At 34.7% G+C, this 20401-nt stretch carries 19 protein-coding genes and 1 riboswitch; of the genes, 13 read left to right on the top strand and 6 right to left on the bottom strand.

Annotated elements, in window-relative coordinates:
* Window positions 1-31 precede the first annotated feature (31 nt).
* Entirely contained in the window at window positions 32-670 is a 639-nt protein-coding gene (locus ACNQGO_RS08905) for a Pr6Pr family membrane protein (protein WP_417944626.1), read from the top strand.
* A gap of 144 nt (window positions 671-814) precedes the next feature.
* Here the strand turns inward: ACNQGO_RS08905 and ACNQGO_RS08910 are convergent, their stop codons facing one another.
* On the bottom strand, window positions 815-4255 hold the full coding sequence (locus ACNQGO_RS08910) for a choice-of-anchor J domain-containing protein (protein WP_417978939.1): 3441 nt from the start codon (window positions 4253-4255) through the stop codon (window positions 815-817).
* 243 nt (window positions 4256-4498) lie between these two features.
* Window positions 4499-4876, bottom strand: coding sequence for a hypothetical protein (locus ACNQGO_RS08915; protein ID WP_417978940.1), 378 nt, complete (start codon window positions 4874-4876; stop codon window positions 4499-4501).
* A 171-nt stretch (window positions 4877-5047) separates the two neighbouring features.
* Here ACNQGO_RS08915 and ACNQGO_RS08920 point away from each other — a divergent pair, with 171 nt between their 5' ends.
* Both ACNQGO_RS08920 and ACNQGO_RS08925 read left to right on the top strand, forming a co-directional pair.
* Window positions 5048-5623 (top strand): pseudouridine synthase, encoded by a 576-nt coding sequence (locus ACNQGO_RS08920; protein ID WP_417978941.1) that lies wholly within the window; start codon window positions 5048-5050, stop codon window positions 5621-5623.
* A gap of 58 nt (window positions 5624-5681) precedes the next feature.
* Window positions 5682-6137, top strand: coding sequence for a tRNA (cytidine(34)-2'-O)-methyltransferase (locus ACNQGO_RS08925; protein ID WP_417978942.1), 456 nt, complete (start codon window positions 5682-5684; stop codon window positions 6135-6137).
* Here ACNQGO_RS08925 and ACNQGO_RS08930 read toward each other — a convergent pair.
* Genes ACNQGO_RS08930 through ACNQGO_RS08940 form a run of 3 tightly spaced genes read right to left on the bottom strand, consistent with a single transcriptional unit; the run spans window position 6134 to window position 9091 of the window.
* Window positions 6134-6916 (bottom strand): ABC transporter ATP-binding protein, encoded by a 783-nt coding sequence (locus tag ACNQGO_RS08930; RefSeq protein WP_417978943.1) that lies wholly within the window; start codon window positions 6914-6916, stop codon window positions 6134-6136. The two genes, ACNQGO_RS08925 and ACNQGO_RS08930, sit on opposite strands and share 4 nt — an antisense overlap.
* The gene (locus ACNQGO_RS08935; protein ID WP_417978944.1) at window positions 6916-7947 is read right to left on the bottom strand and encodes an iron chelate uptake ABC transporter family permease subunit; all 1032 of its coding nucleotides are present in this window, start codon (window positions 7945-7947) and stop codon (window positions 6916-6918) included. The genes ACNQGO_RS08930 and ACNQGO_RS08935 overlap by 1 nt, the downstream gene beginning before the upstream one ends.
* Before the next feature lies 1 nt (window position 7948).
* Entirely contained in the window at window positions 7949-9091 is a 1143-nt protein-coding gene (locus ACNQGO_RS08940) for an ABC transporter substrate-binding protein (protein ID WP_417978945.1), read from the bottom strand.
* 202 nt (window positions 9092-9293) lie between these two features.
* On the opposite strand from ACNQGO_RS08940, the gene ACNQGO_RS08945 reads away from it, so the two are divergent.
* The 10 genes from ACNQGO_RS08945 (at window position 9294) to ACNQGO_RS08990 (ending at window position 18751) form a co-directional block, all read left to right on the top strand.
* Window positions 9294-10217, top strand: a complete 924-nt coding sequence (locus tag ACNQGO_RS08945; RefSeq protein ID WP_417978946.1) for an ABC transporter substrate-binding protein — start codon at window positions 9294-9296, stop codon at window positions 10215-10217.
* Window positions 10217-10594, top strand: a complete 378-nt coding sequence (locus ACNQGO_RS08950; RefSeq protein ID WP_417985039.1) for a DUF5522 domain-containing protein — start codon at window positions 10217-10219, stop codon at window positions 10592-10594. Before ACNQGO_RS08945 ends, ACNQGO_RS08950 begins: the two co-directional genes overlap by 1 nt.
* A 33-nt stretch (window positions 10595-10627) precedes the next feature.
* On the top strand, window positions 10628-10993 hold the full coding sequence (locus tag ACNQGO_RS08955) for a four helix bundle protein (RefSeq protein WP_417968815.1): 366 nt from the start codon (window positions 10628-10630) through the stop codon (window positions 10991-10993).
* Between the two features lie 59 nt (window positions 10994-11052).
* Window positions 11053-11568, top strand: a complete 516-nt coding sequence (locus ACNQGO_RS08960) for a bifunctional adenosylcobinamide kinase/adenosylcobinamide-phosphate guanylyltransferase (RefSeq protein WP_417985040.1) — start codon at window positions 11053-11055, stop codon at window positions 11566-11568.
* 90 nt (window positions 11569-11658) lie between these two features.
* On the top strand, window positions 11659-12303 hold the full coding sequence (locus tag ACNQGO_RS08965; protein ID WP_417985041.1) for a Dph6-related ATP pyrophosphatase: 645 nt from the start codon (window positions 11659-11661) through the stop codon (window positions 12301-12303).
* 123 nt (window positions 12304-12426) lie between these two features.
* Window positions 12427-14103 carry a nicotinate-nucleotide--dimethylbenzimidazole phosphoribosyltransferase gene (gene cobT / locus ACNQGO_RS08970; protein WP_417985042.1) on the top strand — a complete coding sequence of 559 codons (1677 nt, stop codon included), beginning with the start codon at window positions 12427-12429 and terminating at the stop codon, window positions 14101-14103.
* Window positions 14104-14191: 88 nt separating this feature from the next.
* The gene (locus tag ACNQGO_RS08975; protein WP_417985043.1) at window positions 14192-14998 is read left to right on the top strand and encodes an adenosylcobinamide-GDP ribazoletransferase; all 807 of its coding nucleotides are present in this window, start codon (window positions 14192-14194) and stop codon (window positions 14996-14998) included.
* Window positions 14983-15519, top strand: coding sequence for an alpha-ribazole phosphatase (gene cobC, locus ACNQGO_RS08980; protein WP_417985044.1), 537 nt, complete (start codon window positions 14983-14985; stop codon window positions 15517-15519). The genes ACNQGO_RS08975 and cobC overlap by 16 nt, the downstream gene beginning before the upstream one ends.
* Before the next feature lie 40 nt (window positions 15520-15559).
* Window positions 15560-15828: riboswitch (cobalamin riboswitch) on the top strand.
* Between the two features lie 31 nt (window positions 15829-15859).
* A complete protein-coding gene (locus ACNQGO_RS08985) occupies window positions 15860-17689 on the top strand; it encodes a TonB-dependent receptor domain-containing protein (protein ID WP_417985045.1) in 1830 nt (609 codons plus the stop codon).
* 3 nt (window positions 17690-17692) lie between these two features.
* The gene (locus ACNQGO_RS08990; protein WP_417985046.1) at window positions 17693-18751 is read left to right on the top strand and encodes a YncE family protein; all 1059 of its coding nucleotides are present in this window, start codon (window positions 17693-17695) and stop codon (window positions 18749-18751) included.
* Between the two features lie 195 nt (window positions 18752-18946).
* Here the strand turns inward: ACNQGO_RS08990 and ACNQGO_RS08995 are convergent, their stop codons facing one another.
* A complete protein-coding gene (locus tag ACNQGO_RS08995; protein WP_417985047.1) occupies window positions 18947-20374 on the bottom strand; it encodes a S41 family peptidase in 1428 nt (475 codons plus the stop codon).
* Window positions 20375-20401 lie beyond the last annotated feature (27 nt).

Here is a 20401-nt window from a genome sequence, read left to right on the forward strand (position 1 = left end):
GTATTAACTTCATCTTTAAACTTTAGAATACATGCAGGATAAATCTTTAAAATTCAAAACGCTATTTTGTGCTACAATTTCAATTGTGGGTTGGTTTGCTGTGATTTTTCAATTGTATCTTATTATCATTAACCGTGTGGCTTCACTTCCTGAAACCATTGTTCGGTTTTTTAGTTTCTTTACTATTCAGATCAATATTCTCGTAGCAATTTGCTTTTCCTGTCTTTGCTTGGGGCCTAAATCCAATTGGGGTTTGTTTTTTTCAAAAGCGAAGAATGCAACTGCCATTACTTTGTATATTTTAATAGTAGGGCTGGTTTATAACGTTATCTTACGTTTTTTATGGGCTCCCACAGGTTCTCAAAAAATAGTAGATGAGTTGCTACATCTCGTAATTCCAGTATTAGTTTTATTGTATTGGATTGTATTTGTAACCAAGAAAGAATTGGAATATAGCACAATTTTTAAATGGCTAATTTTTCCTTTTGTGTACTTAATTTATACCTTAATTCGCGGTGCTTTTTTTGATTTTTACCCGTATCCATTTGTTGATGTAAACGCTTTGGGATATTCTGAAGTGATTCGTAATAGTTTTTTTATGCTATTGACGTTTTTATTTTTTGGAATGCTATTAATTGCTGTTGGCAAAAAGACTGCAGTAAAGTCGTAATACGGTTGTTAATTAAGTTGCTGAATGTACTCGAATAAACCTAGTAATAAGTGCACTCTTATACCATATTTTGTAAATACTTTAAATAAATAAAGCCAGATTTCAGTTGTGAAATCTGGCTTTTATTTAAAAAATTAATTCTATTTATTTTTTAACAATTTTATTTTTATACATTACTTTGTTGCCATCGCTCACGGTATAAATGTATATTCCAGCAGGAAGTTTAGCGATATTTATAGTAGTGGTATTGCCATTAGAACTGCTATTCAATTTATACGGCATACCCATTGATCGTCCTAAAACATCGTAAATATTAAGCTGTAAATCTGTTGTGTTTTCTAAATTCACGACCACATTAAATGAGTCAATAGTTGGATTTGGGTAAGCAATTGCACTCAACTCATCTTTACCTATAACATCATTGGTACTTAACGTAATGTCTTCTTTAAGTTCAAATCGTGCGATTACTGGGCCATGATCTGACGTAGTAGTCGTGTAACTAAGTATGTCTGTTCTTGGATCGTAAACCATTATCGAATTTGGTACGTATTCATCTGAAAGTTCATTTGAGACTACTATATGATCCAGAAAACCACCAGAAGACAAGTAGCTAAAAGCGCCTGCTTTACTGATTTCCAGTGTCAATGTATTGTAACGTGCAGTATCTTCAACCATTTTTTGATAAGAGGAAGGATTACCAGCAATAACGGACTGATCCACATCATCATTAAAATCTCCTAAGAGCATTACATTGGCATTTGGGAACTCAACATCTAAACTGTCTTTTAAAACTTCGACATCATATTTTCTCATATTGTATCGTGCTATATCCCCTCCGCTGTTGGCTCTAGCATGAAGATCTACAATTTTAATGTCTTTTTTGACACCACCAATATTTGTTTCTATTTCAACTAAATACGGTAAACGACCAGACGAATAAAAGCTTGAACCGTCGCCACCTGGGTAATTAGGGAGTGTTTTTGTTCCAGCACGTACTTCGTCGTACAATTTAGAGAATAGTACACGTGTCTTTTTTACTGCAGTAGTTTGTGTATTGTAAATCACTACTAATTTTTGCGGTGGAAAATTTGCATCTGGAGCTTGAAACGAGCGTGACCACACTGGAGAAACTGATTTCGCAAAAGTTTTTCCGTTAATACTTATTTTAGTTAGTAACAGATCTAGAGCTGCATCATCCGAAACTTCTTGAACAGCGTAAACATCTGCATTTAAAGTATTCATGACCTTGGCCACGTTGTCTATTTGTAGCGCATCATTTGTTGGACCAAATTCAGTTCCGCCTGTATCTTTAACATCAGTTCCAAAAAATTCTAAGTTATAGGTAACAATATCAAAAGTTTCCGCTTTAGTTATGGAAGAACCTTTGAAAGCGCCAACTTCTTGATTAAGTCCTGTTCCAGTTAACTTCAAAGGACCAGAAATGGTAAGGGCTTTTACAGAGGGAGCGAAACGAGCAAAAATTGTTTTGCCAGCTACAGCCTCGGCAGCGGTGATCACTACACTAGTTTGAAAGTTAGTATTGTCAGTTGATATTTGGAAATCAGAAGGAGCAGTTAGGTTGATATCACCGTAACCACCTGCCATAAATGCAAATGATTGACTTGATGAAGTAGTGTTAGGGCTAACCTCTCCAAAATTTAAATTAGGGTTAGATGCTATAAATGTTTCATTATTTGCTATTCGTACATCATCCAGTGTCCATTCCGCACTATCAGAACCGGATCCAGAACCAGTCGATTCATAAACCCAAGCAATATAGGTGTGGTCGGTTTTATATGCTTGTAAGTTGATGAATTGTGATTGTTTAAATGTACCCGTTGTGGTAGGAAAATCTCCTTCTAATGCGGTCCATGTTGCATTTTCAGGGTTGCTTTTTCCATCATAATCTACTGAGACCATTAACTTAAGAGGTGTTCCTGAGAAAAATTTACGGGAATAAAAAGACAATAACGGAAATTGATTAAATGTATCTAAACGTAAATTTGGGGAAATCAACCAGTCTTTACTAGCACCATTTTCAGAAAAACCATTCATTTGTACCGCTGCGGGTGAGCTATTGAAACGAGAGGTTGTGCTTGCCCATTTAATCCTATCGCCAGTTACACTGTATGCCGTCCAGCCACTGTTAGAAAGAACATTTACATCATTAAAATCTTGGATGTAGGGATTTATTCCTATACCTGTTAAGCTTACAGACTTAGTAGTTGCATTTGTAGCTGCATGGTTTGTTTGACCTGAAAAAACGCCAGTTGTATTGGGCGCAAATTTCACATATACGGTTGGTGTTGCTCCATTATTAAAGTCAGCAGCTGCAAAAACTAAATTCGTTCCAAACCCTGTAGTTGCCGCTTTTGAAATGGTATAATTTCCTGATGCAGTTACTATTACATCACTTGCTAAATTGAGTGCTGTTATTTGATAATTTAATGGTGTTGAACTGAAATTTTGCTCTACAAAACTAAAATCTAGTGCCGTTTTAGACGTTGTAATAGAAGGCACTGCAACGCTCGAAGTGGTAACATTTAATGTGTTTACTGTAGTTTGTAAGTTTCCTGCAGTATCTTCTGATACAGAGTAAACCACATAAGCAGTACCCGAAATTAATCCAGTATTGTTTTGGGTATATTCTAAAGCAGGATTAACAATTGTAAGCGTTCCAGCTCGTAAAGCTGCAGTATTAGAAGCATTTGTTCCTTCCTTTATTTGTGTAGCGGTTGGAGTAGTACTTCCTGAAGCTTCAACTATAAAATAAGTTTTTCCAGCTTCATTAATTTTAGTCAAAAAATCAAATCCATCAGAAAGGATTCTGTTTATTTTAGGAAATCCATCTGCATTTACTGGAGAAGTAACATCATTAATAATGCTAATGTTATCAATGGCAAAAGATGGTCGTGAGCCACCTCCAGAAATTTGCCTGCAAATCCATCTTATTTGAACTACCGCTTTGTCATCGCATTCCGAAGGGAGTACTACTTTAATCGTTTGAGGATTTTGTGGTGTAGTTACTCCAGAACCTGTTTGTGTTGTAGTATTATTTTGATATGTTGTATTCTGCAAAGTAATAAAATCAGCAGTAGTACCTACGCGGTACTGCAATGCCATTTCGTTAATTCGAGTATTTGTTGATGTGCCATATGGATTACGAATTGTCATAGCATTGTATTGTACTTCAATGCCTAATTTGCCAGAAGTGTTAATAGCAAAACCAATGGCAAAGTCATTACTACCACTATTTAGCATTCCTATTTTTCCATCATAGTTATGAGTACTACCGGAAGTGTTACTAGCACCGCTGCTTGCTATTAAAGGTTGATCTGCAAGTAAAACTCCAGTTGTTAAGAATGGCGTTGTACCTGAAGGTAAAGAAGTTGCGGATGTAGCTGTTTTCCAACCTTGAAATCCAGCAGGATAGGTTGTGGATGTGTAAGCAAGGCTAGAGAAATCTTGTGTATAAGGTAAATTTTGTGGCACAGGTGATGTTCCTTGTGCCAGTACCGTTGTTGAAAAACAGTATAAAAAAGTAAAAAAAGCTACAATGTAGCGCAAATAGTAATTCTGTTTCATAGAGATTTAAAGTAAATTTAGGTCGCAAATTTATAAGTTTTAATGTTAAGAGAATATTATAAATTCATCTAATTCAGTATTTTAAAAATTAATGATTTGGACACTTATTTTTCTTTTTTGCCAACCGATATTAAATACCTTTTTTTAATTCAATAAAAAAGCCGGCAAGAAATAAATTCCTTGCCAGCTATTAAAATTTTGTAAAACAGTATTTCTGTTTTGGTATAGCGCTATGAGACTATTTTATTCGTCCAATTTTATATTTCCGCGATTTTCTTTGTTATCTGGGTGTTCATTTGGATATCTTTTTGCTGTAATATCAGAGTTGTAATCTTCATTTTCAACGGTTCTCATGGTTTCTTTTTCTGAAGATACACCGCGACTTAAACTTTCGTTTTCATTCCAATTCCTTTCTTCAGGCTCTGGTATAGAAGCTATTTTTTGGTCAACATTACGGGCTCTTTGCACCAGTTTTTCATTCCCACTGGCGTCAATTTCTACTTCTTCTTTAAGTATTGATGCGCCTGTGGCAGGATCTTCGGGACTATTATTTCCGCTTAATCCTTCATTTGTAGTTTGTTTATTATTGGATTTTTTGTTACTTAAATCGTCGCTTTGCATGATATTATTTTTAAAAGTTACTATTTTATGCTACTATAAGATTACGACAAAAATCCTTATTAGTTCAATCATTTAACATAGCTTTTGCTTTCTAATAGTAATTGTATAGCGACACGATTTTAAATCCATCAAAAACAAAACTATCTTTGCTCACACAAACAATCGAATAAAATGTCGCATTCTCACTTCATCATTCACAAACCTTACGGATATTTAAGTCAGTTTATTTACGAGTTAAAAAGAAAAAAGAAATTGCTGGGGGAGTTGTATAATTTTCCGATTGGGACAATGGCAATTGGACGTCTTGACGAAGATTCAGAAGGGTTGTTATTGTTGACTACTGATGGGATGATGAGCGAAATTATTCGAAGTAAAAAAGTAGATAAAGAATATTATGTGCAAGTAGATGGCGTTATCAATCAGCAAGCCATTGATCAAATAAAAAAGGGAGTTGAAATCGGATTTAACGGTGCCAAATATAAAACTAAGCCTTGCCAATCCTTTATTTTGAATGAAATTCCTAATTTTGGCCAACGCGGAAAAAAAATTCGAGATGACCGTCATGGTCCCACTTCTTGGGCATCGATTACAGTCAACGAAGGCAAATTTCGCCAAGTGCGTAAAATGACGGCCGCTGTTGGTTTCCCCACGTTACGTTTGGTTCGTGTTCGAATTGGAAACATGCATCTCAATGATTTACAGGCAGGGGAAGTTAAAGAAGTTGAGGATTTTCAAATAGAGATGTAACGGATTCGATCTGAATTTTTTAATCTTTTAATTTTTCAATATTTTAATAAAGTATAATATGTTAAATATCGTTCTAGTAGAACCTGAAATACCTAACAATACCGGAAACATTGGCCGCTTGTGCGTGGGCACAGAAAGTCGTTTGCACTTAATTCATCCTTTTGGATTTGTCATTAATGATAAAAACCTAAAACGTTCTGGATTGGATTATTGGGTGCATCTTGATGTGACGGAGTATCAAAATGTGGCCGAATGGAAAGCGCAGATATCAGACTTGTCACGCGTTTTCTTAATGAGTTCTCATGCTTCAAAATCGTATTTAGAAACTGATTTTCAGGATGGCGACTGGTTGGTTTTTGGTAAAGAGAGTAAAGGCTTGAGCCAAGAAGTTCTCGCACAGTTCGAAAATCACTTAACTATTCCTATGTCCCCACTAATCAGAAGTTTTAACATAGCGAATTCTGTAGCGTTTGTTATTGGTGAAGCAAAAAGGCAAATAAGTTTGAACGTTTAAGAAATTACAAACTTCCCTTTTTCAGGATCAAAAACAATATGCTCGTCTTTAAATAGCGTGTTGAAACTGCCTTTTGCAATGAATTTGCAGGGTTCGTCTTGTAGCACTATTTCTGGAGTCATAATAATCATTTCGTCACTCAATTGTATGGCCATATCGATATCATGCGTAGAAAACAAAATGCATTTTCCGGTTTCCTGTGTGAGTTTTTTTAAAAGTTTGAACAGTGCTACTTTATGCAATAAATCCAAATGGGTAGTGGGTTCATCCAAAATTATTAACGGAGTATCCTGCGCTAAAGCTCGTGCAATCAGTACTTTTTGTAATTGTCCGTCACTGATTTCATAATGCTTTTTGGCGGCTAAATGACTAATTTGTGTCAACGACATGGCTTCGTTAACTTTTACAATATCAATGTCAGATAAAGTTCCCATCCAGTTGGTGTAGGGTTGTCTTCCCAGGGCAATGAGCTCAAAAACGGTTAAATTACTGGGAGGTAATTTTTCGGTTAAAACGATACTTAGATTTTGTGCTAAGTCCAAAGGTTCATAAGAAGTAATTTTCTTTTCATTCAGAAAAACAGCACCAACTAGCGGTTTCTGTATTCCTGTTATTGTTCTTAAAAGTGTTGATTTTCCTATGCCATTGGCACCAATTAAAGCAATTAGTTTTCCTTTTTTTAAAGAAATAGAAATGTCAGAAGCTACTATTGTTTGCTTTTTTTTATGAGAATACCCAATGCTGATTTGAGAGGCTTGTAAGATGATTTTGTTTTCCATTAGGCAATCATTTTTCGTTTTCTAACCAATAACCAGATTACAACTGGAGCGCCAATTATAGAGGTTACCGCATTGATGGGTAGCGTGATATTTAATCCAGGTAACTCTGAAATCACATCACAAATGAGCATTATTGATGCTCCTAAAAGCAACGTACTCCAGAACAATACCGCATGGTTGCTGGTTTGAAATAGTAATTTTGCAATATGCGGAACGGCTAGTCCAATAAAGGCAATTGGGCCTGCATATGCGGTGATACTTCCTGCTAAAATACTGGTGGCGAAAATTATAATTAAGCGTGTTTTTTTGAAATTCATACCTAAACTACGAGCGTAATTTTCGCCCAATAATAAAGCGTTTAAGGGTTTGATACTAAAAACACTCAACAACAGTCCTGCTACAACACAAACTGTCAAAATTAAAATAGAAGACCAAGATAAATTGCCTAAGTTTCCCATAGACCAAAATGTAAATTTTCGCAACTCTTCGGCTGTACTAAAATACGTGAGAATACCTACTATTGCGCTGGTAAAGCTACCAAACATTAATCCTACAATTAAAATAGCCATAGTATCACGTAACTTTTGGGACACCAATAATACTGCTATCAAAACGATTGAACTTCCTATGGTTGAAGCCAAAACAACTCCATAAGGTGATTGTATTATAGTACTCAAAAATGGTGGCAAAAAGCCAGCTCCCAAAAGTACAAAAGCTACTCCTAAACTCGCACCAGAACTTAGTCCCAATACATAGGGTCCTGCTAGTGGATTTCGAAATAAAGTTTGCATCAACAAACCACTTATCGACAGTCCCATTCCAACTAAAACAGCTGTAATGGATTTGGGTAAACGGTAATTCATAATAATGTACTCCCAACTAGATTTGCTGGCTTGACCGCCCGTTAAACTAGTGTAGATTTCTTTAAAAGGAATCGTAATAGAACCCAAACTAATGTTTACAAAAAACAAAAGCACAAGCACAAAAGTGAGCAAGAAAAATAAAATTATATTTCGTTTTTGATGAGGCAATTTAATTCAGTTTTTGTGCAAAAGTAAATGTATAATTTGGAAGCAATTCCGGATGGAATATTTTTATGTAATCTTTTAATACTAAGTCCGGTCGACTGGCGGCAACTTCATAATATACAGTTCCTCCTGTACTGCCTAATTTACTTTCGAAAGTATACACATTTCTAGATTTTAAAGCATCAAATTGATCGTAATGCGGATTGCTGTTTTCAAATTCTGCTAGATTCTTAAAAGAACCTGTTGCAATCCAGTATTTGGCAGTTTTGGCTTTTTCCAGTATTTTTTCAAACGACAAACTAAGGCTTCCAGTTCCTTCAACAGCAGCCCATAAATAATTCGCTTTAGCATCCTTCATGAATTGGGCAACCCAGCTGTTTCCCCTTGCCACATACCACTGATCTTGATACATAGAGCCGTACAAAACGGTTGCTGTGGGTTTCTGGGAGGCCACTAATTGTTTCGCATCATTATAATTCTTGACAATTCCATCAAATAATAGTTTGGCCTTTTTTTCTTTTCCAAACAAAGCACCATAAAGCTTGATCCATTCTGCTTTGCCAAGTGGAGTTTGTTCCATCCAATCGGCTTGAATGAGCACTTTTAGACCGCTTTTTTGTAGATTATCAATCATAGGATTATTGTTATCAATTCCAAAAGTTACCATTAAATCAGGCGCTAATTCAATCAGTTGCTCAGTATTTAATTTTTCGTTTTGTCCTATGTTTTTAACTGCGCCGGCATCAATTAGTTTCCTAGTTTTTTCGGATGAAACATAATCGGTATGAGGAAAACCTACTAATTTTTTTTCAACGTGTAACATTTCCAAAAAAGGAATATTTGTGGTCGAGGTAACCACAATCGTTTCTAAAGGAACTGAAATTGTAATATATTTTTGCAGGCTGTCAGGAATGCTGCCGTTTTTTTCTTTTAGTATATAAGTAAAGTCCTTATTTGCTTCAGGCCAAGGGTTTGAAACTTTTACTACTGAATAGCCTTCGTGCTTAAAGATAGCTAGACTTTTTGAATACGTTATGGAATTCCCAGTTGTAACTACTGTTTTTATTGAAGTTTGCTCGTTTTTTTTGCATCCAATTAGCATTAAAAACAATATAAAATAAGTTAATTTCAGCGTATTTCCTTTCATGATTTTTTGCAAATTTGAAGACAAAGGTAAATTATAATTTTTTTATAATCAGAATCAAATTTTTAAAATGAGGCAGGAAGTATAAAACATAAAATAAGATTTATACTAATAGTTAGCTGCATACCTTTATATTTGTACTTCGTTTTTTTTCTGTTTTTATTTAAAAAAAGCCAGTAAAAAAAACCTTAAATTGATAACTACAATGATGAAAATTTGTTCTTTTCTGCCAGCTGCCACTTCTATGATTTACGAAATGGGATTAGAAAGTCAATTGGTTGGTGTTACTTTTGAATGCCACTCGGATAAACCAAAAGTAGTTCGTTCCTATCTTGAAGGTACCAATCACACAAGCAAGGAAATAGACCAAATTGTATCACAATCAAAGGCACAAGGAAAAAGTTTATACTATATAGACGATGCTTTACTAGAATCGATTGCTCCGGATATTATTTTTACCCAAGATGTTTGCGATGTATGTCAAATAGACACCAGTCATGTGGCTCGTTCCATTTATAAATTGTCAAAAGAGCCTGAATTAATCGCACTTATCCCTAGGAATTTAGACGATATTTATCAAAATGCGATAACGATTGCAAAGGCTTTCGATAAAGAAGAGCGTGCTTATGAGTTACTGGCAAAACTAAAAAAACGAACCGATTTTATTCTGGATACGCTTCGCAAAAATAACGCGCCATTAAAACGAGTTATGGTTATGGAGTGGCTGGATCCTATTTATAATTGTGGACATTGGATACCGTATCAAATTTCGAAAGCTGGAGGCGTTGATATGCTTTCGAATCCATCTGGCTATTCGATTGTTACGGATTGGGAACGTATTTTGCTCTATAATCCAGAGGTTTTGGTTGTGGCACCTTGTGGTTTTGAAGTCAGCCGTTCGGGGCAAGAAATTGAAGCGCTGACAAAATTAGAAGGTTGGGAGACTTTAAAAGCAGTTCAAAATAATGCTGTTTTTCTAGCTGATGCCGATTTGTTTACGCAACCTAGCATGACCGTTGTAGACGGAATTGAATTGTTGGCAGCACTATTTCATCCAGATCTTTTTGAAGTTCCAAGTACATTAAAGCACAAATATTTGTCTTTTCATTTTAATGAAAAAGTGAAATAATGACTGATACTTTTCCAACCGCTAATCGAATAAAAAACTGTTCTACCTGCGGAACTCCTTTTCATTGTGGGGACACACCTGAAGGAGCTAAATGTTGGTGCAACGATTTTCCGCCCATTTATAATCCGTCAGAAGTAGTGGATTGCCTTTGCGTAAGTTGCTTTACAACGGCTTGTTCCACTAAAATTGACGAATATGTTGCTACAATAACTCCCGAAACGGCAACAAATACTATAGCTAAAGATTTACCCAAAACGACTAATCTGTTAGAAGAAATCGACTATTATCTAGAAAATGGGAACTATGTTTTTAAGGCTTGGTTTCATCTTAAAAGAGGGCATTGTTGTACCAATGGATGTAGACATTGTCCGTATTAATAATTATAAATTATAAATTATAAATTATAAATTATGAGAGATAATATTGTCAAAACCAAGAGTTTTGATTTTGCTGTACGAATAGTTAGATTATATCAATATCTATGTTGTGATAAAAAAGAGTTTGTGCTATCAAAGCAGCTATTAAGATCAGGGACAAGTATTGGGGCTATGATTCGTGAAGCAGAACATGCAGAGAGCAAGCAAGATTTTATTCACAAGTTTGCGATTGCACAAAAAGAAGTTAATGAGGTAGTTTATTGGTTAGAATTATTAAAAGCTACGGATTATTTAAATGAAAAAGAATATGAAAATATAAATAACGATGCAATATCAATATTAAAACTTATAACAAGTATTATTTTAACGACTAAATCAAAAGTTGATGTCAAGAAATGAGTTACTCAATTGGCAAAAAAGATGTTATAATAATTTACAATTAATAATTTACAATTAAAATGATATATTTAATAACTGGTGGTGAACGCTCAGGGAAAAGCAGTTATGCCGAAAATCTAGCAAAAGGATTGGCGGATAAACCAATGTATGTGGCGACAGCCCGAAAATGGGATGATGACTTCCAAAAAAGAATCGATCGCCATCAAAACGATCGCGACGAAAGATGGATTAATATTGAAAAAGAAAAACACTTGAGCGAAATTAATTTTTCAGGGAAAGTAGCCGTTGTAGATTGTGTTACACTTTGGTTAACGAACTTTTTTGTAGATACTAAAAACGATATTTCTTTGTGCTTAGAGCAAGCTAAAGCTGAAATTGATGCAATTGCCAATCAAGAAAATACAACGATCATCATTGTCACGAATGAAATTGGTATGGGGCTTCATGCTGATACAGCAGTTGGAAGAAAATTTACCGAACTTCAAGGTTGGATGAATCAATATATTGATGCAACTGCTGATACCGTTGTGCTTATGGTTTCTGGTATTCCTGTAACTATAAAAGAAAAAAAATGAAATAGCTCTGATTTTACATTAGTGAATTCAAAGATAATATTACCTCATAGCGTATTACATATTCAATTAAAAATCAATAAATAATTACTTATGAATTTTGTAACTTCTTGGAGTGGAGGAAAAGACAGTTGTTACGCAATGATGCAGGCAATTCTGCAAGGGTTTATTCCAAAAGTGTTACTCAACATGATGAATGAAAATGGTAAAGTGTCTCGTTCTCACGGATTGCCATTGTCTATATTGAATCAGCAAGCCCAAAAAATGGGATTGCCTCTGGAAGGAATTCCGGCAACTTGGGGTGATTATGAAGTCAAGTTTATTGCAGTTTTGAAAATGCTAAAAGCCAAATATGATTTGGAAGCAGCTGTTTTTGGTGATATTGATTTGCAACCGCACAAAGATTGGGAAGATAAAGTATGTGCCGCCGCATCACTAAAAGCAATTTTACCTTTGTGGCAACAAGACCGAATTGTATTGGTAAACCACATGCTTGAAAATGGAATTGTAACGATGATTGTTTCTTGCAATACAATGATGGGAGAACAGTATTTGGGGAAAATTTTGACTAAAGAACTAGCGCAAGAATTACACGAAAAAGGAATAGATCCTTGTGGCGAAAATGGTGAATTTCATACTTTGGTACTTAACTGTCCGTTATTTTCGGGAGCGATTGAATTGCCAGCATTCACTAAAATTACCTATGAAAATTATTGCTTCATTGTTTGGGAAGAATAACTTTTCAAGAACAAAGAAATAATGGCAATATCAACTACAAAAATCAATATCAAAGCAATGTTTTTAAAATTGATTTTTTGCAATTGTCATTTAATTTGCCATTGAACTTTTAAATAAAAAAACATGACTTATTTAGATGAAATTTTAAAATCCCGTCGCGACACCCGCCATTTTACGGAGGATCCAGTTCCGGATGATGTTATTAAAAAAGCAATACAAGCGGGACATTGGGCACCTTCTGTGGGTTTGACCGATGCCACAAAATACTATTTAATCAAGTCGGCAGAAATAAAAAAGGCAATTAAAAATTTGTTTACAAACTATGATGAAAAAGCAATTGCATCAACAGATAATGAACAACAAAAACAAGCCTACAAAGCCCTTAAGCTAGAAGCAATTGAAGAAGCACCATTGGGATTAGTGATTTGTTACGATCGTTCCGTTTTGAATAATTTTACGATTGGAACTGTTGGGAGTAATGAAGCAATCAAGTTTAGCGCGGTTTGTGCAGCGCAAAATATTTGGCTTTCCCTAACGGAGCAAGGCTATTCTATGGGTTGGGTTTCTATCTTGAATTACTATCAGTTTAAGCAATTATTGAGTTTGCCAGATAATATGGAGCCGTTGGGGTATTTTTGTGTGGGAAAACCAGCTACCAATTATGATAATCAACCCATGTTGCAACAACTGAATTGGAAACAAAAACAAGAAATTCCATTGGTTGAGGAAATCACTGTTTTGCATGAAAGTACGGTGGAGAAAGTATTTTTTGATACTAAAAAGGAGATAGATTCTGCTGCTTTTGCAAATGTATTACAACATAAAATCGATCAAAAAACCAAACCAACAGGTTCGTTAGGAATTTTAGAAGTGCTCGCCAAACAAATTGGGATGGTGTTTCAAACTTTAGAACCTAAAATTATAAAACCTAATCTGGTTGTTTTCGCTGCTGATCACGGAATTGCAAATCACGGAGTAAGTGCCTATCCGCAAGATGTAACTAGACAGATGGTTACAAACTTTTTAGTAGGTGGCGCAGCAATCAATGTATTTTGCAAACAAAACACCATCAAACTTTCTATTGTGGATGCGGGTGTGAATTATGATTTCCCTTTGAATACGAATTTGATTTCGGCAAAAATTGGGATGGGAACACAGTCTTTTTTGCACGGTCCAGCCATGAGCGCCATGGAACTGCAATTGTGCTTAAATAAGGGGCAAGAGGTCGTGAAAACGATTGCAAAAACAGGTTGTAATTGCATTGGTTTTGGTGAAATGGGAATAGGAAACACCGCTACTGCTTCAGTTTTAATGAGTATTATTTTAGCTTTACCCATTGCCGATTGCGTAGGAAAGGGAACGGGTATCACAGACGAAAAGCTGATTGAAAAAATTAATATTCTCAAAAAATGCCTAGATAATTATGAGGGTGAGAATAACTTAGAAAGCAAATTAGCCTACTTTGGCGGATTTGAAATTATGCAAATGGTAGGTGCAATGCTGGAAGCAAAAGAACAGAATATGCTCATTCTGGTAGATGGCTTTATCTGTAGTGTTGCTTTTTTAATTGCTTTTAAAAAGAAACCATCTGTTATAAAAAATGCTATTTTTTGCCATTCATCAGCAGAGCAAGGACACCAAAAAATAGTAGATTATCTAGGAGTTCGATCCCTGTTGCAACTCGATTTACGGTTGGGTGAAGGCACGGGTTGTGCGATTGCTTTTCCTATAATTGAATCTGCTGTAGCTTTCTTGAATGAGATGGCTAGTTTTGAATCAGCGGGGGTTAGCGGTCGATAAACAGCAGTAGAGACGCACTGCAGTGCATCTCTACATGCATCTCTGCGTGCATCTCTACAGGAAAATGAACCAAAAAATAATTCTAAAAATGAAAAAAGAACTACATATATTTTTTACGGCTTTAATGTTCTACACAAGGATTCCGTGTCCTGCAAACATCGATCATAATCCAGATTATTTAAATAAAGCATCCCGTTATTTTCCTCTTGTTGGTTGGATTGTTGGGAGTGCTGCTTTTGTAGTTTTTTATGTTTTTAATTTTTTAGTTGGGCCTGATATTGCAGTACTATTCTCTATGATTGCTTCTGTTTTAGTGACCGGAGCTTTTCACGAAGATGGTTTTGCTGATGTTTGTGATGGTTTTGGTGGCGGTTGGACCAAAGAAAAAATCCTGATGATTATGAAAGATAGTGCAATTGGCGCGTATGGTGCCATTGGTTTAATCTTGTTATTGCTGTTGAAATATCAAGGATTGACTCAATTAATTTCAGTTCCGGAGAATCCTACTTTTATAATTTATAATTCACAATTTACAATTCTTTTACTTTTTATTACAGGCCATTCTATCAGTAGATTAGCGGCAATATCAATTGTTTTTACGCATCAATATAGTAGGGAGGATGCATCTAGTAAAAGCAAACCCATTGCACAAAATTATTCTAGGAGAGAAGTAGTAGGAGCTTTCTTTTTTGGATTAGTACCATTGGTATTTTTGTCTTATTTTCAGTGGCAAATCATTTTGGTTTTAATCCCTGTTTTTGTGACTCGATTCTTTTTAGCACGTTATTTTCAGAAATGGATTGACGGCTATACCGGAGATTGTTTGGGCGCAACGCAACAAGTTTGTGAAGTAATTTTTTATATAACCTTTATTGCATTATGGAAGTTTATTTAGTACGCCACACCGAAACCGTTTGCCCAAAAGGAATTTGTTATGGACAATCCGATATGGATATCATAGAGCCTTATGATGCTGTTTTTCAGTCTATTTTAAATCAATTGCCTCAAGATGCAAATCTGTATTCTAGTCCTTTACTTCGCTGTGTTCTTTTGGCAAATTACATCAAAGACAATTCAGAAATTACTGCTGTAAATGAAGATGCTCGTTTAATGGAAATGAATTTTGGCGATTGGGAAATGAAAAACTGGGACGTTATTGATCCTGATGAGCTTAATTCGTGGATGGCTGATTTTGTAACAATTCGCGTTCCTAATGGAGAATCATTTACCGATTTACACAGTCGTGTTGTCGATTTTATACAAAGTGAATTCCAAAATACGCATTCGAAACCAGTGATTATTGTGGCTCACGCTGGAGTAATCAGAAGCTTTTTATGCCACATTTCAGCATTACCTTTGAAAGATGCTTTTAAAAATAAAGTAGATTTTGGAGCTGTAATCAAGATTGAATTATAAAATTCGCAATTATTTAGGTTATTAACTTAATATAATTTTATCTTTGCCACCGTATTGAGGTTGTGGTTTAAATTTTTTAAATCGCATTAAAAGGGAATCAGGTGATAGATTTCAAGTTTTAGTTTTCAGATTTTAGGGTGTAAATCCTAAATAAAGAATCCTAAATCTTAAATCAAAAATCCTGAGCTGTACCCGCAACTGTAAGCTATAAAGCTTGTTGTTATCTACAAAACCATTGTTCGTCACGGCGAATGAGAAGGTAAACAACAAGACGCAAGCCAGGAGACCTGCCTTTTTACTTAACAAATATCGAGCTCTCGGGAAAAAGAGTTCAGAAATTATGACTACAAAAAAATTACTTATATTTTGTTTTTTAAGTGTGTGCCAATATGTCTTGGCTCAAAATAAACCTGCAATTTCTTTAAACGAAGTAATTGTAACTGACGGCGCCCTAAAAAAATTTTCAAAAACACTTCAGGTTCAGGTATTGAATGATTCTGTAATTCAGAGAAATTACAGTTCATTGACCAATTTATTGCGATACAATAGCTTGCTCTATCTGAAAGAATATGGTAACGGAATGACTTCTTCTGTTTCCTTCAGAGGTACAACTGCTGCACAAACAGCAGTAATTTGGAACGGGATTAATATAAATTCACAGCTTCTGGGACAAACGGATTTTAATACCATAACTCCTATGGGATATACTGATGTCTCTGTACGAACTGGTGGTGGTAGCGGTATTTATGGTAGTTCAGCGATAGGGGGGAGTATTCATTTGAACAATGAGTTGCATTTTAAAAAACAATTTCAGAATCTTTTACGAATTAATTTTGGAAGTTTTAATACGCAAGGGTATTACTACCAGCTTATTGCCTCAGATAAAAAAGTTGCTTCACAGTTTAGTGTTTCCAGAAATAGCTCGGATAACGATTATAGTTACCCCAATTCAAATCAAAAAAATCAAAATGGAGATTATTACAATACCAGTTTAAATGGAAGTTTTGGTTATAAAATCAATTTGAATCATAAAATCAATTTTTACAGCCAGTTATATGACGGTTTACGGCATTTTTCTGGAACTTTAGCTTCCATTTCTGTTAGTAAATATTATGATTTGAACACAAGAAATTTGCTGGAGTGGGTTGGATTACATAGAGATTTGACTTCTAAGTTGAAATTAGCGTATGTAACTGAAAATTTTAGGTATTATGAGAATAAAGACAAAGATATTTTTAGTGAAGGTGGCGCCAAAACGAAGATAATAAAATATGATTTAGATTATTCTCCAACTAAAAACTTCACCGTCAATTCAGTTATTGATTTCACTCAAATCAATGGTTTTGGGACCTCTATTGATAATGCTAAAAGAAATATAGCCACTGCAAGCCTCTTAGTTAAACATATATTAAGTCCTGTTATACAATATGAAGCAAGCGTTAGACAGGAAATTGCCACCAGTTATAAGAATCCCTTTTTATATTCTTTTGGGTTTGTTTATCAGCCACTTGAATTATACAGCATAAAATTGAACACATCTAAAAATTTCAGACTCCCATCTTTCAATGATTTATACTGGGAAGGGAGTGGTAATTATGAACTCATTCCGGAACTTTCCCATCAAATTGAACTGGGACAGGAATTAAAAATTAATGCTTTGAAGTTTTCATTGACGGGTTTTTATATTCAAACCAAAGCAATGATTCGTTGGATTCCTAATGAAACAGGACAATGGACGCCTATTAATACAGCAAGTGTTGTAAATAAAGGGGTAGAGGCGACAGGAAGCTATTTCAAAAATTTCAGAGGACATAATTTTAATTTCAGTGTAGCTTACGGCTATACTTCGTCTGTGGATCAAAGCAATCAAAAACAACTTATTTATGTTCCGTATCATAAAATGACAATGAATGCAGATTACTCTTATAAAAACTGGTCTTTAAATTATCAATATTTATTCAATGGAGCTGTTTTTACCTCAGCGGATAATTATTACAGGTTAAAAGAATATCAGGTTTCAAATCTTAGTGTCTATTACAAAATAGGAGAATTGGACCATTATAAAATAGGAATTCAAGCACTGAATTTATTTAATGAAAACTACCAAATCGTTGAGGTAAGACCGATGCCTGGTAGCAATTATAATTTAACTCTAACAATTAAATACTAACACATGAAAATTAAAAATTTTACAATCGCAGTCTTGGCTTCAACATTATTTTTAGGGTCTTGTACCAATGATACTAATGAGGAAAAATCATTAGGAGCTTATGATAATGGTTTTTTTATAATCAATGAAGGAGGTTTTGGTAAAGCCAATGCTGAAATTTCTTTTATCAGTAATGATCTTATCACGCAACAAAACTCGCTTTATTCCGCAATTAATCAAGGGAAGTTATTAGGTGACACAGCACAAGATTTTAATGCTAATGGAGAGTTTGGTTACATAGTAATGAATGGTTCTAATACAATTCAAGTTGTAAACAGATATTCTTTCAAAAGTATTGCGACTATTGATAAAGATTTGAAAAATCCAAGATATATTGTTTTTACAAATGGAAAAGGATATGTTACAAACTGGGGAGATGGAAGTGATGCAACAGACGATTATATAGCTGTTGTGAATTTGACTTCAAATACAATAGAAAGCAAAATTCCAGTAGTTGAAGGTCCAGAAAAGTTGATCGTTTATAATAATAAATTATATGTAGCACATTTAGGTGGATATGGTTCAGGAAAGACTGTTTCAGTGGTTGATGTTATGACTTCTAAAGTAACAGCTACTATTTCAGTAGGAGATAAGCCGGCAAGTATTGAAGAAAATCAAGGTGTTATCTATGTTTTAAGTAGTGGTAAAGCTTCTTGGACTGGTGATGAAACTGCTGGGAAGTTGCAAAAAATCAATCCTACTACAAATATGGTTAGTACAACTTTAGATTTCGCCTTGACTTCTCATCCTGGTCAAATGGATATAGAAAATAATAAATTATATTTCACTCAAGCTAAAAATGTATTTGTGATGAATACATCGGATACTGTATTGCCTTCAAAAGCGCTTTTTACAACAAGTTTTAGTGCCTATGGTTTTGCTGTTCACAATAATTCAGTTTACTTGGCTGATGCAGTTGATTATAGTTCGAATGGTAAAGTTGCTATTTATGACACAAACGGTGTTTTGAAAAATAATAGCACTGTTGGAGTAACTCCTAATGGATTTTATTTCAATAATTAATAGTTAAAAATAAATTTTAAAAATAAGGTTAGTTATAATTGGAAACGAAAAAGAGAGACAATCAGCGGTGAAAGTCTCTCTTTTTTAATTACAACAGTTTTTATTTTAATTCGGAAACGAAGGATAGTGTATCGAACGCAGTTTTCTGCTAAAACATAGCTTAATTCTAGTTTGGAAATTGTGAACAAGAGCTATTTACTCCAAAGCTTTCAAGAGCCCTTTTGGTGCTTCTTCAAGATACATTTCATTTTGAAATCTTCGCATTGCTTTAGAATCTTTAAAAAATTCGAAGTCATTAGTGGTATTTGGTCTCATCATTCTATTTGTCCCATTAATTTTTCCAATAGCATAGCTTAACAAAGGCTCTGATGGATCTCCCAGAACGCCATAGGTGCTGATCGTTTCTTTTACCAGAAAATCAGGTTGTAATCCGTCAGGATAATCTCCAAAACCCACAGAGTTCGAAGTCTTAGCTACAATAGGCTGCATGGCATATCTGTGATTTGGATTTCTTTTGGTTGAACCAAAAGTAGGCGAATCGTATAATGTTATTGAGGCTACATTTTTACCATATGTTACGTCACCTATTTGTACAACATTCATGTAAGGCTTCAGTCCATTAATAACAAGTTCACTTGCAGACGCGGTACCTTTTGTAGTCAAAACATAAATTTTTGCCATACTGACGCTATTTATTGATGCAGCATCTATGTTACTTGGGAAAAGATAATTGGTATTATTATCGCTATAGTTACTGTTCCACTCTAATTTTGAAAATATTTGACCTGTAAATTGTCCCGTAATCATACTTGCTAATCGGGTCGCAGTTTGCACTGATCCTCCACCATTGTAACGTAAATCTAAAACTAAATCGGTAATTCCTTGTGATTTTAAAAAACCAAATGCATCATTTAACTGTCCATCAAAATTGGAATAAAAACCATTGTACATCAAATAGCCTATCTTGTTTGTTCCAGAAGTAATCACCTTGTTGATTAAAATTGGATTTTCTGTTAATACAGTTTTTGTTAAGTTTACTGTTTTACCATTGGTAACAAAGTCAGTTCCGTTATAATCAGCTAAATTTAAAGTGTAATTTTCATTAGCACCAAATAACAAGGACTGGTAATTGCTGATCGTCAATTGTGTTCCATTAACAGCTGTGAAAACATCGCCACGTTTAATATTTTTTGTGGATGCATCTGAATTATTAATAATGTAACGCACATAACCAAATATGGCGGTGGTACTGCCAGGTTTATAACTGAGTCCAAATTCAACCCCATTATTTTTGGTAGTTCCTTGTATTTGACCTTCGAGTTCTAGGTAGTCATCTACAATCCAACTGAATTTATCTTTTGTTTTAAAAAGTAAAGCATCAAATAGTTCTTCAGGAACTGGATATCCTTGCAAAAAAGCATCTAGTGCAGCTTGGTCAGCAAATCGGTCGTTTGCTAAATTGGGTACATCTCCTTGCCATAAGTAAAATTGATTCATTCCACTCCAAATAAAATTTTGAATGGCTAATCCCTGCGGTTGTGCGATATCATCGTTATCTTGACAGCTTTGAAACGCGAAAGCCGATATAAACAATAAGAGGGCAATTTTAATGGTTGTTTTCATGGTTGGTATTTAATAAGATAAACGTAA

This window comes from Flavobacterium frigidum, assembly GCF_048286735.1.
GTDB lineage: Bacteria > Bacteroidota > Bacteroidia > Flavobacteriales > Flavobacteriaceae > Flavobacterium.

Excerpts from the sequence above, each read along its gene's own strand:
- ACNQGO_RS08905 (WP_417944626.1), top strand. The coding sequence starts at position 32 with ATGCAGGATAAATCTTTAAAATTCAAAACGCTATTTTGTGCTACAATT.
- ACNQGO_RS08910 (WP_417978939.1), bottom strand. The coding sequence starts at position 4,255 with ATGAAACAGAATTACTATTTGCGCTACATTGTAGCTTTTTTTACTTTT.
- ACNQGO_RS08915 (WP_417978940.1), bottom strand. The coding sequence starts at position 4,876 with ATGCAAAGCGACGATTTAAGTAACAAAAAATCCAATAATAAACAAACT.
- ACNQGO_RS08920 (WP_417978941.1), top strand. The coding sequence starts at position 5,048 with ATGTCGCATTCTCACTTCATCATTCACAAACCTTACGGATATTTAAGT.
- ACNQGO_RS08925 (WP_417978942.1), top strand. The coding sequence starts at position 5,682 with ATGTTAAATATCGTTCTAGTAGAACCTGAAATACCTAACAATACCGGA.
- ACNQGO_RS08930 (WP_417978943.1), bottom strand. The coding sequence starts at position 6,916 with ATGGAAAACAAAATCATCTTACAAGCCTCTCAAATCAGCATTGGGTAT.
- ACNQGO_RS08940 (WP_417978945.1), bottom strand. The coding sequence starts at position 9,091 with ATGAAAGGAAATACGCTGAAATTAACTTATTTTATATTGTTTTTAATG.
- ACNQGO_RS08945 (WP_417978946.1), top strand. The coding sequence starts at position 9,294 with ATGATGAAAATTTGTTCTTTTCTGCCAGCTGCCACTTCTATGATTTAC.
- ACNQGO_RS08950 (WP_417985039.1), top strand. The coding sequence starts at position 10,217 with ATGACTGATACTTTTCCAACCGCTAATCGAATAAAAAACTGTTCTACC.
- ACNQGO_RS08955 (WP_417968815.1), top strand. The coding sequence starts at position 10,628 with ATGAGAGATAATATTGTCAAAACCAAGAGTTTTGATTTTGCTGTACGA.
- ACNQGO_RS08960 (WP_417985040.1), top strand. The coding sequence starts at position 11,053 with ATGATATATTTAATAACTGGTGGTGAACGCTCAGGGAAAAGCAGTTAT.
- ACNQGO_RS08965 (WP_417985041.1), top strand. The coding sequence starts at position 11,659 with ATGAATTTTGTAACTTCTTGGAGTGGAGGAAAAGACAGTTGTTACGCA.
- cobT (WP_417985042.1), top strand. The coding sequence starts at position 12,427 with ATGACTTATTTAGATGAAATTTTAAAATCCCGTCGCGACACCCGCCAT.
- ACNQGO_RS08975 (WP_417985043.1), top strand. The coding sequence starts at position 14,192 with ATGAAAAAAGAACTACATATATTTTTTACGGCTTTAATGTTCTACACA.
- cobC (WP_417985044.1), top strand. The coding sequence starts at position 14,983 with ATGGAAGTTTATTTAGTACGCCACACCGAAACCGTTTGCCCAAAAGGA.
- ACNQGO_RS08985 (WP_417985045.1), top strand. The coding sequence starts at position 15,860 with ATGACTACAAAAAAATTACTTATATTTTGTTTTTTAAGTGTGTGCCAA.
- ACNQGO_RS08990 (WP_417985046.1), top strand. The coding sequence starts at position 17,693 with ATGAAAATTAAAAATTTTACAATCGCAGTCTTGGCTTCAACATTATTT.
- ACNQGO_RS08995 (WP_417985047.1), bottom strand. The coding sequence starts at position 20,374 with ATGAAAACAACCATTAAAATTGCCCTCTTATTGTTTATATCGGCTTTC.